Here is a 16,302-nt window from a genome sequence, read left to right as displayed (position 1 = left end):
CTGCAGCGCTATGCGCTTCGTCGCAAAGACTTGCCCTCGCAGGCTTCGGGTAAGTCTTGCCCACGGCAAGCGTAGCTGTTTTGCGGAATATCGGTATCTAAAGAATATTATTTCAATTAAAATATTCAACTAAACCCACTATTGGAGGAATCTCAAATGAAAAAAACGACAGCTCTTTTATTGATAACAATCCTTGCCTTGCTGCTGGCAGCTTGCGGCAATGACGAAGAAGGCGCAGATGGCAATCGAAAAGTCACATTGGGCATCAGCGGCTCGGATACGACGATTTGGGACCACATCGCTGAGAAAGCTGAAAAAGAAGGAATCGACCTAGAAATCGTGACGTTCTCTGATTACGTAGCGCCGAACATCGCTTTGGCAGAAGGCGAACTTGATTTGAATGCTTTCCAAACGATTTCTTATTTCGATGAATTCGTTGCAGAACATAAACTTGATATCGTTCCGATCGGCTCGACCGTTATTGCACCGATGGGCCTTTACTCTGAAAAGCACGAATCGATCGACGAACTGCCTGAAGGTTCACAGATTGCCGTACCGAATGAAGCGACGAACATGGGCCGCGCCTTGCTGCTTCTTGAAGAAGCGGGCTTGATCGAACTTGCGGATGAAGCCGGTTTGACAGGCACAGCTGATGACATTACAGATAACCCGAAAAAACTTGAAATCGTGCCGATGATTTCCGGCCAAACACCGCGTGCTATGGGTGACGTTGCCGCTTCCATCATCAATAACGGCATTGCAGTCGATGCCGGCTTGAACCCTACCGAAGACCCGATTGCCCGCGAAAGTGAAACAGCGACACCGTACATCAACTTGATCGCAGCGAGTGAAGAAAATGCAGAAGATCCGGATTTCCTGAAAATAGTTGAACTTTACCAGCAGGAAGACACGAAAGAATTCATCATCGAGCACACGAAAGGCGCTCAAATCCCGACATTCGTTTCAGTTGAAGAACTTGTTGATTATCAATAATTCTTGAGGAGGAATTCCAATGATCATTGCCAAAGAAGCTTCCCAGACCATTTCCCAGTCGATTGATTCCAATCAGGCAGCATATTTTGAAGCTAGCCAAGCGATACACGTCAAACCGGAAATCGGCAACGAAGAGTTTTTTGCCAGCAAGACCTTAGTGGCGCTGCTTGAAGAGGCCGGTTTCACTGTCGAAACGGGCGTTGCCGGCCACGAAACCGCCTTTTACGCGAGCTTCGGCGGCGAGCTTCCCGGTCCGTCCATCGCTTTTCTTGCGGAATACGATGCATTGCCCGGCCTTGGCCATGCTTGCGGCCATAACATCATCGGCACGACAAGCGTTGCAGCTGCTATTGCGTTGTCAGAAACACTCGCTTCAACCGGCGGCCGCGTCGTAGTGCTCGGCACCCCTGCTGAAGAAGGCGGACCCCACGGCAGCGCGAAAGGCAGCTTCGTGAAACACGGGCTGCTCGAAGGCATCGATGCGGCGCTGATGATCCACCCTTCAGGGAAAACGGCATTGACCGGCAATTCGCTGGCAGTGGATCCGTTGGAATTCCATTTCTATGGCAAGCCGGCACACGCTGCCGGCTCTCCGGAACAAGGCATTAACGCGCTTGATGCAGTCTTGCAGCTTTTCAACAGCATCAATGCGCTGCGCCAGCAATTGCCGTCCGACGCCCGCGTCCACGGTATCATCACCCACGGCGGCGATGCACCGAACATCATTCCGGAATACGCCGCGGCGCGATTTTACATCCGCGGCGATTCATGGAAAAAAACGGCGGATACCGCTGCAAAGATCCGCGCGATTGCTGAAGGTGCCGCACTTGCAACGGGCGCCAGCGTGAAAATCGTCCGTTTCCAAAACGAAGTGAAAGACTTGGTTCCCACTCCCCTCCTGGATTCGATTTTACGCGATGAATTGGAAGCGGTCGGCGAACATGTAGCGGAGTCGCGCAATTATGGGCTCGGTTCCACGGACGCCGGCAACATCAGCCATGTCGTCCCGACGGCGCATCCTTACATCAAAATCGGTCCCGATGACTTGATTGGCCACACGCCGGAGTTCCGGGAAGCCGCAAAGTCGGATTTAGGCAATGAAGCGTTGATCCGCGGTGCCAAAGCGCTGGCGAACACCGGCTATCGTTTGTTGACAGACGCTTCTCTCTTAAGTGAAATCAAACAAGCGCACGCCCAAGCATTAGCAGCAAAAAATTAAATATTTTTAACGGAAGGCAGCGGCGACGCTGTCTTTTTTATTGGCTAGAAGCGTATTTTCCTCGTTGCAGAGCGTATTCTGCTGTTTATGGGGCGTATTTCTCGATTTGCAGAGCGTATTTCAACCGCAATAGAGCGTATTTCCATTTTCCATCGCCGTATTCCCAAAATTCTCTCTTATCATGCTAAACTTAAAGCAATACATATCTAGGGGGAACATTGATGATTGAAACTTTGATCGAGCGCCTTGTGCGCTATGCAAAAATTGATACGCAATCCGATTTTGAGAACAACGAAACGCCGTCGACTCCTGGCCAATGGAATTTGCTGCGCGAACTTGAAAATGAGATGAACCGCATCGGCCTCCAAGAAGTTGGCATGGACGAACATGGCTATCTTTTCGGCACATTGCCTGCCACTACCGATAAGCAGCTGCCGGTCATCGGCTTCCTGGCGCATGTCGACACGGCGACGGATTTCACCGGCAAAAACGTCAATCCGCAGCGCATTGAAAATTACGACGGCAACGACATTCAGCTCAGCGACACCGTGGCAATGACCGTCGCCGACTTCCCTGACTTGAAAAACTACGTCGGCCATACCTTGATCACGACTGACGGCACGACATTGCTCGGTGCTGACAATAAAGCCGGCGTCGCTGAAATCATGACAGCAATGGAATACTTGCTGCAGCATCCTGAAATCGAGCATGGCAAAATCCGTGTGGCATTCACACCGGATGAAGAAATCGGACGCGGCCCGCATAAATTCGATGTTGCCCGTTTCGGAGCAGATTACGCGTATACGATGGACGGCGGCCCACTTGGCGAATTGCAGTACGAAAGCTTCAATGCCGCTGGCGGAAAATTAACCGTCCAAGGGAAAAGCGTCCATCCGGGATCTGCCAAAGACAAGATGGTCAATGCCCAGACAGTGGCGATTCTATTCCAGGAAGAAATGCCGAAAAACGAAGTGCCTGAACGGACAGAGGGCTATGAAGGTTTTATTCACTTGAATAGTTTCAAGGGCGATGTCGAAAAAGCGGTGCTTTCGTATATCATCCGTGATTTCGATAAAGAGAAGTTTGAAGCGAAGAAAGCGCATATGAAAGCTGTTGCAGCGAAGCTGCAAGAACAATTCGGTGCCGATGCAATCACGTTGGAGCTTGAAGACCAGTATTACAATATGCGCGAAAAAATCGAACCGTCGATGGAAATCGTCGACGCTGCAGAAGCTGCGATGAAGAAACTCGGCATCACGCCGAACATCGTGCCCGTGCGCGGCGGCACAGATGGCTCGCAATTATCGTATATGGGCTTGCCGACACCGAATGTCTTCACCGGCGGCGAAAACTACCACGGGAAATACGAGTTCATCTCAGCTGAAAACATGGAAAAAGCGACACAAGTCATCATCGAAATCGTTCAATCGGCAAAATAAAAAAGCGCCCGCGGGCGCTTTTTTTATTGTCCAGCTGCAACGGCCAGATTCTCGGGTCATAAACCAGCCCAGCTATGTGGCAAAGAGCGCCACTTCGCTGGTCCGTTTTATGCCTGTCAAATCTTAGCGGCCGTTTCCGCATTTCAAATAATGGTTCTCCCGTTTTGTGCTAAGGCGTAATGGATGCCATGCTGCAAAGTATGGAAGCATTGAAATTTCGATAAATTCAAACCGGTTTCCGTAATGATCATGCTCATATGTGGGGATATTCCGACCAGGATGGCTTGGCTGCCGATCAATGAGGCTGTGGTGCCCAATTTGTCGATTAGGCCAGCCGCTTGATGCGTGAATTCTGCATTCAGCCCTGTCAAATCCAGTACGAGGTATTTCGCTTTGTATCTTGGCAGGTTCTGCAATGTTTTCACAAGCAGTTCTTCCGCGCGCGCTTCATCATAAGTGCCAAGCAGCGGCACGACGACGATATCATCAAGCACCGGAATGATCGGCGATGAAATTTCCCTAATGAGCGTGTTAAGTTCCGCGGTCTTTTCCTCCACTTGGAGTTCCAGACGCTGAATTTCCTCGGCTTCCTTTTCACGTGCCAAGCGATGGATATTCTTCTCGATGTTTTCTTCGGAAGGGTAATATTCAATAAGCGTTTCGTTAAAACCCTCTATCTGGTGGTGCAGCACCCGGTACCAAATGTTTTCTCCGAACAACTCGGTGAAAATCCCAGCATAATGGGCAGGCAGGAAACACCCGCCTGTTTTCTTCCCTTGCGCTACATTGATTTTATGTTCCCAGCTATTTTTCAAACTCACTTTCAGCGTTTTCTGCTGTTCGTCCATTTCGCTGATTTCCGCAAGCCCCCAACCGGCGGAGGCATATGTATTGGTAATGAGCCCAGCTGCGCCCGAAACCGTCACATTTTTCATCCCGGAAAAGTATTGGCCTACCAATTGCCCTTGGCGGAATCCCGTCGATTCCATAACGATATTGGCCGCATCTTTCCCTGAAATCTCTTCAATTGTATCAAAAAACATTTTTAAAGCGGTGGAAGTCCAAAATAAGACTGAATCCTGCCCTTCGAACAAAAACCGGCCTTCTTCCAGATTCCATTCGAAGCTTAATCCACCGACAATCAATGAAGGTTGTGTAGCCATTTGAAAACTCCTCTCGTACTTGATTCTATTTTACCATATTGTTAAACAAGTGATAAAGCCTGTTCCTCAACCACCCTTTCGTCTGCTATAAACTTGAATTTTATGATGGATATGTTTTAAATCCGCCATTTAAAGGAATAAAGAGATAACACATTAAAAGGAAGAGGTGCTTTCTTTGCCAGATAAAAAGCCATTTGAAGAAGAACGCGAAAAACAGCCAGGCACGCCGATGGATAACCCAGAGCAAGTCAAGACTGATAAGAAAACCATGCATGAAATGTTTAAGGAAGAAGAAACTGTGGATTCCATCCCACTTGAAGATTTGAAGCAGGATATGGAAGATGAAGGAAATCCTCGCTCAACGAAGGACAATTCCTCCAGCGAAGAAAAATTCCCTGGATAAAGCGGCAGAATAGACCCACTTTTCTGAAGAACAGTCCGGCTGACGCCGGGCTGTTTTTTTGTGATATGATATCCTGATGAACAGGAGTGGCTTATCATGAAAAACTGGATTTACCCGGTCATGGTCGTTGTTGCGGCAAGTTGTTATGGCGTTCTTTCCACCATTATTAAAGTGGCGATGCAGAACGGTTTTACTGCTGCCGAAGCGGTTACCAGCCAATATTTTGTGGGCTTCTTTTTAGCAGCCCTCTTATTTGCAGTTACACAACGCAAATTCCCGCGCTTGCGCGGATGGAAAATACTCGTATTATCCGGATCCTGCACAGCGGCGACAGGAATGGTCTATGGCCAATCACTGGAGTACCTGCCAGCTTCCCTTGCGGTCGTCCTGCTTTTCCAATTCACTTGGATCGGCATGTTTCTGGACTGCATCGTAAAACGAAGACGGCTGAAACGCACTGAAACGCTTTCCCTTATCTTATTATTCGGGGGAACACTGCTCGCAGCCGGTGTCATCGATGCCGATCTTAGCGGAATTGCATGGCAAGGATGGGCGTGGGGAATTGGCGCGGCTTTCTGCTTCTCGGCGTTCATGTTTTTCAATGGAAAAAAGGTCGAAGGAATGGATACCTCCGCGCGGCTTTTCTATGTTTCGCTGTTTGCGGCAATCGTCGTCGGCATGTTCCAGACGCCGGAAATCGTCTGGAACGGACAACTCTTTTCTGAAGGCTTATGGATTTACGGATTGCTTCTAGGATTTTTCGGCATTATCATGCCGATCTATTTCTTTTCCATCGCGGTCCCTCATACCGGTTCCGGCTTAGCTTCTATTTTAAGCGCCATGGAATTGCCAGTAGCTATTGTCGCATCCGTACTGATTTTAAGTGAGACGCTTACCCTTCTCCAAGTAGTCGGCATTGGCGTCATTTTGGTCGGCATGGTGCTGCCAAGCGCATTCAACCGAACACCAAAAATAGTCGAAACTATTCATTAAGCCCGCGCTCTGCGGGCTTTTTATGTTTAGCATTGGGTTAAACAGGAATAACAGGAATATCACATAAAATCAAAGGAGTGGAAAAAAATGAATCAATCTGAATTAAAAAAGCAAGCGCTCGATATTTTGGATGCTAGCCGCGTAGGTGTCCTGTCGACGGTGAAGGACAGCAAACCGCATTCTCGCTATATGACATTCTTTAATGACGAATTCACTTTATATACGCCAACCAGCAAAAAGACACAGAAAGTCGATGAATTGGAAAATAACCCGAATGCCCACATCCTTCTTGGCTATGAAGGCGAAGGCGTCGGGGATGCTTTCCTGGAAATCGAAGGCCAGATGGGCATGCACGACGATGCCGGCATGATTGATAAAGTCTGGAACGACCATCTAAAAGGCTGGTTTACAGGTCCGGATGATCCGAACCTGCTGATACTGGCGATCAAGCCGACACGCGTCCGCCTGATCAATAAAAAAGGCGAAGAGCCGCAGTCAATCGACTTGTAAAACACAAAAACGGCTCGAATAATCGAGCCGTTTTTATGTATTCAAAATCTGGCGCAGCCCTTCGCGGTTGAACAGCAGATCTTCTAATGTGTATTCATCAAGAACGGCCAGATAGGCGTGCAGCGCTTTTCCAAGCACGCCCCGCAGTCCGCATACCGGCGCAATCGGGCAGCGGTTATGCTCGCGGTCGAAGCATTCGACCAAATGGAAGTCATCTTCCATCCTGCGGACGACTGTGCCGACATTGATGTTCTGCGGCAGATCCGCCAAGCGGATTCCGCCGCCGCGGCCGCGCACGGTATGGATAAAGCCGGCTTTGCCGAGTTCGAACGTCACTTTCATCAAATGATTTTTCGATATATTATAAGCATCGGAAATTTCTTGTATCGTCGATAATTTCCCATCTTGTTTCGAGCCCAAATACAGCAATACACGCAACGAGTAATCGGTGTACATTGTCAGTCTCATCTTTTCACCTTCCCTGCCTCTTCATTATACGCATTTAGGGATCGGCGGAAAAGAAATCCGGATTGGCGCATCATATATGAAGGAGCGGATTTCATGTTATCTGAAGAAACCAGAACAATCATCAAATCGACTGCCCCTGTTTTAGAAGATCATGGTGTTACGATTACAACCCGTTTTTATCAACGCTTATTTGAAGAACATCCCGAATTGCTGAACATTTTCAATCATGCGAACCAGGCGCAAGGACGCCAGCAGACAGCGCTTGCGAAAACAGTTTACGCCGCGGCAATTCATATTGATAACCTGGCAGAAATCATGCCAGCTGTTATCCAGATCGGCCATAAGCATGTCAGCCTGGGTGTTAAAGCGGAACATTATCCCATTGTCGGTGCCCATCTTTTGCTCGCTATGAAAGAAGTGCTTGGCGATGCCGCGACAGATGAAATCATCCAAGCCTGGTCGGATGCTTACGGCGTTATTGCAGACGCCTTTATCAGCGTCGAGAAAAGCATGTACCAGAAAACAGCGGCGCAGGAAAATGGCTGGATTTATTTTAAGGACTTTACGGTTGCCCGGAAAGTGAAAGAAAGTGAAGTGATCACTTCATTCTATTTAAAGCCTGCCGATGGATCGAACGTGCCGAAATACACGCCGGGGCAATACATCTCGGTACGCGTCCTGATTCCCGGTGAAAAATATACGATGATCCGCCAGTATAGTTTGTCGCAGGCTTCAAAGCCGGATGAATTCCGCATTTCCGTCAAGCGTGAAGCCGATAACGATCCAAACGGCGTCGTGTCGAATTACCTGCACAAAGAAATTGAAGCGGGCGGGCAGCTTGAAGCCAGCGCCCCTGCAGGCGTCTTTGTCCTCGATGAGACAAAGACAAGCCCTGTTGCATTTATCAGCGGCGGCGTCGGCATCACACCGATGATGAGCATGTTCGAAAGTGTCGCCGATTCTTCTCCGGAAAGAAAAACCACTTTTCTTCACGGCGCAAGAAACCGAAGCCAGCATGCATTTGATGAAGATATCCGCAAATATGCCGAAGGAATGCAGGATGTTACCTATAAAACCGTCTATTCGGATGAACCGGATGGCTTTATCACGCGCGCTTTGCTTGAAGAAACGGTGGATCCCACAGGTGAAGCCTACGTCTGCGGGCCCGTTCCTTTCATGGTCAGCATGATCCGGGAACTGCGCAATATCGGCATGCCGGAAGACCATATCCATTATGAGTTCTTCGGCCCCGCGATGGACATGCCAAAATGATAAATACGAATTTGAGATGAGCCATATATAAGCAGTCTGTATTGAGCAGGCTGTTTTTATGTGGCTTTTTTGTGAATGCAAATGTGTCTAAATTTTAAAGATGTATTTTAAATATATCTTTAATTGTCCATGAGGTATATAGTCAAGATATAGAAAACAAAAGGAGCGATTGACAATGTTATCAGCAGAGACAAAATCAATTATCAAAGCGACAGTACCTGTATTAGAAGAACACGGCACAGCGATTACAACGGTCTTTTACAAAAATATGTTCGAAGCACATCCGGAACTTTTAAATATCTTCAATCATGCAAACCAAGCAAAAGGGCGCCAGCAGGCCGCTTTGGCAAATACCGTATACGCGGCAGCGGTGCATATTGATAATTTAGAAGCCATTCTTCCAGCAGTTGTGCAAATCGCCAATAAACACGTGAGCCTTGGCATCAAACCCGAACATTATCCGATTGTCGGCGAGTATCTATTGAAAGCGATCAAAGAAGTATTGGGCGATGCTGCGACTGACGACATCATCAATGCTTGGGCAGAAGCATATGGCGTGATTGCTGACGCATTCATCGGCGTTGAAAAAGATATGTATGAAAAAGTGGAAAGCCAGGAAAATGGCTGGAAATTCTTCAAAGACTTTATTGTTGCACGCAAAGAGAAAGAAAGCGGCAATATTACTTCGTTCTACTTGAAACCGGCTGAAGGTTCGAATGTCCCTGCTTATCAGCCAGGCCAATATATTTCAGTGCGCATGTCGATTCCAGGTGAAAAATACACGATGATCCGCCAATACAGCTTGTCACAGGCTTCCAAGGAAGACGAGTTCCGCATTTCCGTCAAACGCGAAGCGGATAACGATCCAAACGGGCGCGTTTCCGTGTACCTTCACGAAGAAGTAAATGTCGGCGACCGCCTTGAAGTCAGCGCGCCAGCAGGAGAGTTCGTTCTCGATACGGAGAAAAAATCTCCGGTGGCTTTCGTCAGCGGCGGCGTTGGCATCACACCAATGATGAGCATGTTCGAAACGGTTGCTACAATGACACCGGAACGCCCAACTGCTTTCTTGCACGCTGCACGCAATGAATCATTCCATGCATTCGACCAGGACATCCGGAAATACACAGCGTCCATGGACAACGCAACTTATAAAACGCTTTACTCTGATGAGCCTTCAGGCTACATCACACGTGAGCTTCTTGCGGAATACGTCGATGTTTCAGGCGAAGTGTATGTTTGCGGACCTGTACCATTCATGGAAGCCATGATTCAGGAACTGCGCGCACTTGGCATGAACGAAGATCAGATCCACTTTGAATTCTTCGGCCCTGCTGTAGCATTGCAGACTGTTTAATATCTAGCTGAAAACGAATAAAAGCTTGCCTTCCCGCCTGTTAATCGGCGGTGAGGCAAGCTTTTTCCCTTTACTGGGAAGCCATCGCTTGTTTCAGAAATTCCAGGCGATTGCCGAATGGGTCCGCTGCGAAAAATCGGATGCTCCCCGGAATGCTTGTGTCATCCTTCACCGCTACCCCTTTTTCCAGCAGATGAGCTTTCAGTTCATCAAATCCTTCTACGACAAACGCAGGATGTGCTTTTTTCGCCGGTTCGAACGGTTCTTCGACACCGACATGAAGCTGAAATCCCGGAAATTCAAACCACGCCCCGCCTCTTGCCTGCAGCGGTTCGGGCTTTTCCAATTCCTTCATCCCTAAGATTCCGCTATAAAAATTGCGTGCTTGTTCCTCGCAGCCTTTGGGCGCGGCTACTTGCACGTGATCAATTTTTGTAATATTGAATGCCATTCCATTTCCTCCTCCAGCTTCTCTATACTTCTCGAAGCTCTTTATTGTTCTTCGCCTTTCTGTTTTGCAAATCCTTCCCGCATCCCGTAGCATATAAAAAAAGGAGTGACCACAGATGGCTTTTCCGCAACAGCTTAAATACACACTCGCCGCCCAATCGGTTTCGATCGACCGTGAACCGCAGCAAGCGCTATCAGGCGATTTTCCAAGTTTAATCATGGAATTGAAAGAATGGGCCCAGACAGACAACGACGGTGTGGCAATTTCGTATTTCTTCCGCCAATACGCACTTTTCATCTCTGCCCAGTTCGATCTGCTGGCACATCAGAATGCTTATTTCGCTTGTTCCTGGCGTGAGTTGAAATTTGACCGCAGCTTCAACTACGGCTTTCACTTGCTGCAGACCCATGCCTCTTCCCTTTTCTACACGCACGTTCAACCCGCTCAACGCTATGAAGCGATGCATGATGTATTGGTCGAGCAAGTCGATTCATTGATACAAGAGTTTCGGCAACACGCCAAAATTTCACCCATCATCTTATGGGAGAACATCTTGGGATCCATCATCTGGCTTTATGCCGGAATTGAACGCTCAAATCCCAGAAAAGCCGCAGAAGATATGGAATGGCTGTTGGAACCCTCTAATTGGCAGCCTATCAAAACATCTTATTTGAACAAGCTGCTGGGAGATGTTCCACTCGGCCGCGCCGTTTCTGGTCCGCTTCGCAAGACTTGTTGCCTTTATAAGGAACTTCCTGAATTCGGACCCTGCACATACTGCCCTCAGCCAAATTAAAAGCTCCGGCGCATTATTGCCCCGGAGCTTTCAGCTTAGACTTCAAATACTTCGTGCAGGATTTTCCCTGGATCGTTGTTCATCAGATTTTTATAGACACAGCTTTTCGGCTTGTCTTGAAGCGATTTGGCAAAGGATTTAGCATGTTCGGCGTCTCCGACGACATGCACTTCTTCCCATCTGCGCTCTTTTTTCAGCTTTTCGATTTTGCCGCCCATGTCTTTATAAAAGCGGTCAAGATTTTCTTTCAAACGGTGGTCCAGCTCATCCACCGGGCTCCCGCCTCCACTGACCGGCGTGCTGCCGCCGGATGCGCCGCCTCCGGAAGACCCTACACCAGAAACCCGCCCAGAACTTCGGACGCCTCTCTGCTCCGTCCAGACCTCAAGGCCCGAATCGAATTCATAAAAGAACTCTTCGTTGATAATGCCCATCGACGTATCCAGTACCCGGATCCCGCGCAAGCTCGGCATGACGACTCCTGCATAAGGATACGCTTTATACATATAGCGCAATTGGTCCAATTGCGGCGTTTCTTCCCAATGGAAATTATTTTTCACCGGAATCTGGACATAACGCACCCACCATAAATTCTCATGAGGCGAAGCGAAAATGACGACCCCTTTCAACAATTCTCCTTGATGATCGGTAATTTCACGTTCGACTTTTTTCTTCAATTCCCGATAAGCATTTATCTCTTTTTCATCGCGCGAAGCGGAAAGGTATTCATCAAGCTTTTTCAGGCCGTTTTTCAAATGGATTTTCCAAGCGCCGTTCTGGGCTTCTGAATCTGCAGGATTGGTATTTAGATAGATACTCAGTACACAGCGATCATCACAACGGAACGCTTTCAACTCCTGAATTTCATCATATAATGTCATATAATCCTCATCCTCCTTAAAATCCGTGCTATTTAACTCCTTACCCTATGAGTTCTATATTAAACTGTCGTTCACCTTCTTTTTTTCATTATTCAGACGTTTAAATTCTGTCCAATGAGGTAAATAAAGAGTGCAATGAAAATTAAAGGAGCGTGTAAAAATTGGAAAATGTAGACAAACAAGTTGAAGATAAGTTAAAGCATTTTGATGACGAAAAGAAAGAAGAAATCTTAGCCAATTTTGATCACTTTAAGAATTACCTCGGATCAAAAGTTGAACTGGGCGAAAAAATGGGATTGAGCGAAGAACGCCTAGCTCAAATCACTGAAAAAGTCGCGGGCTACCTAGCGAAAAACGAAGACCCTAAAAACCGTGAAGAATATCTGCTTCAGGAATTATGGAAAGTCGGCTCAAAAGAAGAGCAGCATATGCTGGCTCACATGCTTCTGCGCATGGTTAAAAAAGACTCTTAAAGTTAAAAATACGCATAAAAAACAGCCTTCCCTTATAAATGGGAAGGCTGTTTTTCAAATAGCTGGAACATCCAGTAATAGATGACGCCGCTTGCGAATGCCAACAGCGCCAAAATGGTAAACGTCCAGCCGAAGCCGAACCATGCTGTCATCGGAATCGATAACGGCGCAATCATGCGCCCGATCGTGTACCGCAGACTCGCTGCCGCAAAATACTGGCCGCGCATTTCTTCCGGCGCCAGCTTCGAGATAAAGCTCTGCTGGACGCCGACAACCATCAATTCCGCAAAAGTGAAGACCGCCATCGCCAACACGAACATCCAAAACCATGACGTAATCGGGAAAATAAGCATCGAGACGCCATAGAGAATCGCTGACATGAAGAAAACCCATTTTTCTCGGAATCTGGTCATCCATCTGGTGATGATGACTGTAAACAGCGCAACCAGCAACCCGTTCTCAGACAATAGGACACCGAATGATGTTTCACCCGTCACTGTCAGTTCACGGCCCATGAATGCAGCAACGGTCTGTTCATCGATTGTTTCCTTCAAGAAGACAGGAATCAGCAAGTCCAGTTGCATGAACGTCTGGGCGCCCAGAATGCCGGCAATGACGAATAACAGGAAAAGCTTGTCCTTGAAAATGACGCCGTATTCCTTCACTTGCTTCCCTACTGCTCCGAGCACGCCGACTGATTCTTCCCGTTGCCATTTGTCTATGACGCTTTGCGGCAAGGTTTCATTGGTATAAAGCCTTAAGACAGTGCCGAGGATCATCGAAATGACCGCAACAATCAGCAGCAATTCAAAACGGTACGAGAAGAACAGTACCGCCCCGAACAATGGCCCGACCACGACTGCAATATTCAAGGTAGTATAGAAAATCGCAAAGACATCGCTTCTGTATTTCTCCGGAATGACGTCCGCAATCATCGCCTGGCTGGCCGGCCAATAGAGCGAACCGCCCATGCCTGCTATCGTAAAGGCGATAAACCCGAGAATGGGTGATTCGAGCCAAGGCGAATTGGCATAAGCGAACAGCAAAAACGCAAAGCCTTGGCCGATCGATGCTACGACGAGCATTGTGCGCCGCCCGAACCTGTCTGCGCAATATCCGCCGACTAAATTAGCAGCTACTGAAAAAACTTGCGACAAGACAAGCAGCAAGCCGGCCGTACTTTTCCCGAATTCTTCCGCAAAGTAAATAGCGAGAAACGGGAAGACCATCCAGTAACTTGTATTCATGAAAAATTCGCCGACGAGGCGAACTTTCAAATTCCTATTCCAATCTCTAATCTTCATTTTTCAGTTCCCCGCGTTCTCTGATCTCTTCTAGGAGCCTGGCTAATTACCCGATGACTTCAAGCAGCTTGTAGCTCACGCAAATATCGATTAACAGCTCTTTCCGTTCTTTGGCAAATTGGATGACCAGGCGTTCATGGTCACGTTCGACGATTTCACCTGCCCCGAACACACGATGCCGTACAGTTGCTCCCGCCACTAGTTCACCGCCATCCTTTACAGCATTCGGATTGTCAGGCACTTTCACTTTGACAGGCTGCTGCACTTTTGCGGCAGCCTTCTTAAGAGCTGGTTTTGCTGCAATCGCCACATCCCGCACTTCATCGACAAAACGGGATTCACTGTCGTAGCTGATCAATTCCAGGTGCTTTCTCGCGCGGGTCATCCCGACATAAAACAGCCGCCGCGCCTCTTCAAGAAGATCCGCCTGCTCTGTGTCTTCTTCTGTCGGGATGATCCCTTCCACCAGGTCGATCATGTATACCCGATCAAATTCCAAACCTTTGGAGCTGTGAAATGTCGAAAGTGTCAGCATGTCATCGGTTTTTTCGGCTTTAGCTGCCTGTGTCACTTGCTCCAATTCCTTCAGGCGCTTCGCAAATTCCATCATGCTGCCAAGCGGGGCTGCTATCTGCTCTAGTGTTACCAGGATTTGCTCCAGGTATTGCAGCCGCATCCCGAATTTTTCCGCGCGGCTTGCGAGCATCTGGTCATAGCCCAGATCTGCCCGTATGGTGCGGATGACTTTCAGCGGCTGCATGCCTTTCAGCGCTTCGAACCACTTCTTCTGCTCGCCCAATATCCGGATTTGGTAATCCTTCAAAGTGATGTGGCGGTTGATTTCATCAAAGGCATTGGTTTCCGACGGCTTCATCTTCGCCATGAACTTCAATTGGCTTCCTGACCAATAGGCATTGGTTTTAGAAGCGATTTTCGAATATATATCGATGCGCTCCGGCTTTAAGCTGAAACGCATAAAATTCAGCATGTCTTCAACAATCCAATGGGAGAAGAACCGGTTGTCCCCGTCTTTCATATAGAACGGGATGCCCATCCGGTCGAGTTCGCTCATCAATAACGTGGATGATGAATTATTGCGGTACAAAATCGCTACTTCGCCGAAATTGTCCAGTTCTTTCAATTCCTTCATCAGGTATTTGAATTGTGCATCTTCTGAAACCAGCCGTTTGATGACGATTGGCTGGCCTTCCGGCTGTTTGGTGAACATATTCTTGTCATGGCGCTTCTTATTCGTCTTGATGAATAAATTCGCGGCATCGACAATATTTTTCGTGGACCGGTAATTGCGTTCCATCTTCATTACGTAAGCGTTCGGATAAACCGTTTTGAACTTCAATAAATAAGTGGGCTCTGCCGCGCGCCACGTATAAATCGATTGATCGTCATCAGCGACAACGCAGAGGTTTTGATGGCGCGCCACCAGCTTTTCGACGATGGCGTGCTGGATCATCGATGTGTCCTGGCTTTCATCGGTCATCACGTAATCCCATCGCTGCTGGTATTTTTTCAGGAGCGCTTTGTCTTTTTCCAACGCTTCGTTCGCGAGCGACAACATATCGTCAAAGTCCACTAACCTAACGTCATAGTTTTCTTTGAATGCTTCATAAGTCTTTAGTATTTCAATGGCGCCTTCAAAAGGTGCCTTCAACTTTTTCCACTCGCTGCGCGGTGTCATTTTGTTTTTCACAAAGCTGATGAATGAAGTCAATTCGTCCAATTGGTCTTCTGTTATGGGTTCCCCGACTTCGGTTTCAAACATTTCCCGCAGCAGCCGTTTTTTATGGAGTCCGTTGCTTTCGCTGCCTTCAATCATGACATAGCGCAGTTCCGACAAATACTCGCGGGTGATTTGGAAAGCCAGGCTGTGGATGGTCGAGAAATCCACAGGTGCAAGCGCAGGGAAAAACCGTTTATAGCGTTCCTGCATATCGACAGCTGACGCTTTGCTGAATGTTATCGCTTTGATGCGCTGTGCCGGCACCTTTTTTTCTTCGATCAAGTAGCCGATGCGCATAATCATTGTGGTGGTCTTGCCGGATCCCGGACATGCCAGAAGAAGCAAAGGGCCTTCAGTCCGCTCCACTGCTTTGCGCTGTATTTTGTTCAGCTCGACGCCGAGCTGTTGTTGTTTGCGTTCAAAAAAATCGCTCATACGGCAGATACTCCTTCGCACTTTCATTCCTTCTATTTTACCATGGCTGCGCGATAATTATTTGCTGTTTTTTAAGATGCAGGGAAAACTTGAAGTCCGCCGGCAAATAATTTTCTGACGTAAAAAAGGGTTCATGTGAATGAACCCTTTTCCGCAATGCAGCAAGCACTGCCTGTATGCGGTTTATTTCGGACTGATGATTTCACAGACCCTGCCAACTTGGCCGTCTTGGAGCCTCACCTTGATGCCATGTGGATGCGTCGCGGAATTGGTCAATAAATCTTTAACGATGCCTTGGGTTTTTTTGCCGCTTCGCTGGTCTTGTTTTAAAATTACATTGACTTCCAGCCCAGGTTTTACGTCACTTCTTTTCTTGCCGTCCATTCAAAATCCCTCCTGCCTTTCTT

17 protein-coding genes are annotated in these 16,302 nt (G+C 47.9%); 10 read left to right on the top strand and 7 right to left on the bottom strand.

Going from position 1 to position 16,302, the window contains the following annotated elements:
• Positions 1-156: 156 nt before the first annotated feature.
• The 3 genes from QMA09_RS00955 (at position 157) to pepT (ending at position 3,651) form a co-directional block, all read left to right on the top strand.
• A complete protein-coding gene (locus tag QMA09_RS00955; protein WP_135500868.1) occupies positions 157-993 on the top strand; it encodes a MetQ/NlpA family ABC transporter substrate-binding protein in 837 nt (278 codons plus the stop codon).
• A 19-nt stretch (positions 994-1,012) separates the two neighbouring features.
• Complete coding sequence (locus QMA09_RS00950) at positions 1,013-2,212, top strand: M20 family metallopeptidase (protein WP_290211684.1); 1,200 nt, start codon at positions 1,013-1,015, stop codon at positions 2,210-2,212.
• 221 nt (positions 2,213-2,433) lie between these two features.
• On the top strand, positions 2,434-3,651 hold the full coding sequence (gene pepT, locus QMA09_RS00945) for a peptidase T (protein WP_135500870.1): 1,218 nt from the start codon (positions 2,434-2,436) through the stop codon (positions 3,649-3,651).
• 143 nt (positions 3,652-3,794) lie between these two features.
• On the opposite strand, the gene QMA09_RS00940 is transcribed toward pepT, so the two are convergent.
• On the bottom strand, positions 3,795-4,814 hold the full coding sequence (locus QMA09_RS00940; RefSeq protein ID WP_290211683.1) for an STAS domain-containing protein: 1,020 nt from the start codon (positions 4,812-4,814) through the stop codon (positions 3,795-3,797).
• A gap of 175 nt (positions 4,815-4,989) precedes the next feature.
• On the opposite strand from QMA09_RS00940, the gene QMA09_RS00935 reads away from it, so the two are divergent.
• The 3 genes from QMA09_RS00935 (at position 4,990) to QMA09_RS00925 (ending at position 6,720) form a co-directional block, all read left to right on the top strand.
• On the top strand, positions 4,990-5,217 hold the full coding sequence (locus QMA09_RS00935; RefSeq protein ID WP_135500872.1) for a hypothetical protein: 228 nt from the start codon (positions 4,990-4,992) through the stop codon (positions 5,215-5,217).
• A 96-nt stretch (positions 5,218-5,313) separates the two neighbouring features.
• Positions 5,314-6,210, top strand: a complete 897-nt coding sequence (locus tag QMA09_RS00930) for an EamA family transporter (protein WP_175580264.1) — start codon at positions 5,314-5,316, stop codon at positions 6,208-6,210.
• An 87-nt stretch (positions 6,211-6,297) separates the two neighbouring features.
• The gene (locus tag QMA09_RS00925; RefSeq protein WP_135500874.1) at positions 6,298-6,720 is read left to right on the top strand and encodes a pyridoxamine 5'-phosphate oxidase family protein; all 423 of its coding nucleotides are present in this window, start codon (positions 6,298-6,300) and stop codon (positions 6,718-6,720) included.
• Between the two features lie 33 nt (positions 6,721-6,753).
• Here the strand turns inward: QMA09_RS00925 and QMA09_RS00920 are convergent, their stop codons facing one another.
• Complete coding sequence (locus QMA09_RS00920) at positions 6,754-7,188, bottom strand: RrF2 family transcriptional regulator (protein ID WP_135500875.1); 435 nt, start codon at positions 7,186-7,188, stop codon at positions 6,754-6,756.
• A gap of 93 nt (positions 7,189-7,281) precedes the next feature.
• On the opposite strand from QMA09_RS00920, the gene hmpA (QMA09_RS00915) reads away from it, so the two are divergent.
• Positions 7,282-8,460: an NO-inducible flavohemoprotein gene (gene hmpA / locus QMA09_RS00915; protein WP_290211682.1), complete on the top strand. Its 1,179-nt coding sequence runs from the start codon at positions 7,282-7,284 to the stop codon at positions 8,458-8,460.
• Between the two features lie 175 nt (positions 8,461-8,635).
• Entirely contained in the window at positions 8,636-9,817 is a 1,182-nt protein-coding gene (gene hmpA / locus QMA09_RS00910; protein ID WP_135500877.1) for an NO-inducible flavohemoprotein, read from the top strand.
• Between the two features lie 70 nt (positions 9,818-9,887).
• On the opposite strand, the gene QMA09_RS00905 is transcribed toward hmpA (QMA09_RS00910), so the two are convergent.
• On the bottom strand, positions 9,888-10,268 hold the full coding sequence (locus QMA09_RS00905; RefSeq protein WP_290211681.1) for a VOC family protein: 381 nt from the start codon (positions 10,266-10,268) through the stop codon (positions 9,888-9,890).
• A gap of 115 nt (positions 10,269-10,383) precedes the next feature.
• Between QMA09_RS00905 and QMA09_RS00900 the strand changes: the two genes are divergently transcribed.
• A complete protein-coding gene (locus QMA09_RS00900; RefSeq protein ID WP_290211680.1) occupies positions 10,384-11,064 on the top strand; it encodes an IucA/IucC family C-terminal-domain containing protein in 681 nt (226 codons plus the stop codon).
• Positions 11,065-11,099: 35 nt separating this feature from the next.
• Here the strand turns inward: QMA09_RS00900 and QMA09_RS00895 are convergent, their stop codons facing one another.
• Positions 11,100-11,945: a VLRF1 family aeRF1-type release factor gene (locus QMA09_RS00895; protein ID WP_135500881.1), complete on the bottom strand. Its 846-nt coding sequence runs from the start codon at positions 11,943-11,945 to the stop codon at positions 11,100-11,102.
• 161 nt (positions 11,946-12,106) lie between these two features.
• Between QMA09_RS00895 and QMA09_RS00890 the strand changes: the two genes are divergently transcribed.
• The gene (locus QMA09_RS00890; protein ID WP_135500883.1) at positions 12,107-12,418 is read left to right on the top strand and encodes a DUF3243 domain-containing protein; all 312 of its coding nucleotides are present in this window, start codon (positions 12,107-12,109) and stop codon (positions 12,416-12,418) included.
• 32 nt (positions 12,419-12,450) lie between these two features.
• Here QMA09_RS00890 and QMA09_RS00885 read toward each other — a convergent pair whose 3' ends face one another.
• From QMA09_RS00885 to QMA09_RS00875, 3 genes are all read right to left on the bottom strand, one after another.
• Positions 12,451-13,722, bottom strand: coding sequence for an MDR family MFS transporter (locus tag QMA09_RS00885; RefSeq protein WP_290211679.1), 1,272 nt, complete (start codon positions 13,720-13,722; stop codon positions 12,451-12,453).
• 46 nt (positions 13,723-13,768) lie between these two features.
• Complete coding sequence (locus tag QMA09_RS00880; protein ID WP_290211678.1) at positions 13,769-15,895, bottom strand: ATP-dependent helicase; 2,127 nt, start codon at positions 15,893-15,895, stop codon at positions 13,769-13,771.
• 183 nt (positions 15,896-16,078) lie between these two features.
• Entirely contained in the window at positions 16,079-16,279 is a 201-nt protein-coding gene (locus QMA09_RS00875; RefSeq protein ID WP_135500887.1) for a YwbE family protein, read from the bottom strand.
• Positions 16,280-16,302 lie beyond the last annotated feature (23 nt).

This window comes from Planococcus sp. APC 3906 (assembly GCF_030407685.1).
Taxonomy (GTDB): Bacteria; Bacillota; Bacilli; order Bacillales_A; family Planococcaceae; genus Planococcus; species Planococcus koreensis.
This window is presented reverse-complemented; position numbering and strand designations above follow the sequence as displayed.

Coding starts and splice junctions, on each gene's coding strand:
- QMA09_RS00955 (WP_135500868.1), top strand. CDS start 157: ATGAAAAAAACGACAGCTCTTTTATTGATAACAATCCTTGCCTTGCTG.
- QMA09_RS00905 (WP_290211681.1), bottom strand. CDS start 10,268: ATGGCATTCAATATTACAAAAATTGATCACGTGCAAGTAGCCGCGCCC.
- QMA09_RS00900 (WP_290211680.1), top strand. CDS start 10,384: ATGGCTTTTCCGCAACAGCTTAAATACACACTCGCCGCCCAATCGGTT.
- QMA09_RS00950 (WP_290211684.1), top strand. CDS start 1,013: ATGATCATTGCCAAAGAAGCTTCCCAGACCATTTCCCAGTCGATTGAT.
- QMA09_RS00880 (WP_290211678.1), bottom strand. CDS start 15,895: ATGAGCGATTTTTTTGAACGCAAACAACAACAGCTCGGCGTCGAGCTG.
- QMA09_RS00885 (WP_290211679.1), bottom strand. CDS start 13,722: ATGAAGATTAGAGATTGGAATAGGAATTTGAAAGTTCGCCTCGTCGGC.
- QMA09_RS00925 (WP_135500874.1), top strand. CDS start 6,298: ATGAATCAATCTGAATTAAAAAAGCAAGCGCTCGATATTTTGGATGCT.
- QMA09_RS00940 (WP_290211683.1), bottom strand. CDS start 4,814: ATGGCTACACAACCTTCATTGATTGTCGGTGGATTAAGCTTCGAATGG.
- hmpA (WP_135500877.1), top strand. CDS start 8,636: ATGTTATCAGCAGAGACAAAATCAATTATCAAAGCGACAGTACCTGTA.
- QMA09_RS00895 (WP_135500881.1), bottom strand. CDS start 11,945: ATGACATTATATGATGAAATTCAGGAGTTGAAAGCGTTCCGTTGTGAT.
- QMA09_RS00875 (WP_135500887.1), bottom strand. CDS start 16,279: ATGGACGGCAAGAAAAGAAGTGACGTAAAACCTGGGCTGGAAGTCAAT.
- pepT (WP_135500870.1), top strand. CDS start 2,434: ATGATTGAAACTTTGATCGAGCGCCTTGTGCGCTATGCAAAAATTGAT.
- hmpA (WP_290211682.1), top strand. CDS start 7,282: ATGTTATCTGAAGAAACCAGAACAATCATCAAATCGACTGCCCCTGTT.
- QMA09_RS00920 (WP_135500875.1), bottom strand. CDS start 7,188: ATGAGACTGACAATGTACACCGATTACTCGTTGCGTGTATTGCTGTAT.
- QMA09_RS00930 (WP_175580264.1), top strand. CDS start 5,314: ATGAAAAACTGGATTTACCCGGTCATGGTCGTTGTTGCGGCAAGTTGT.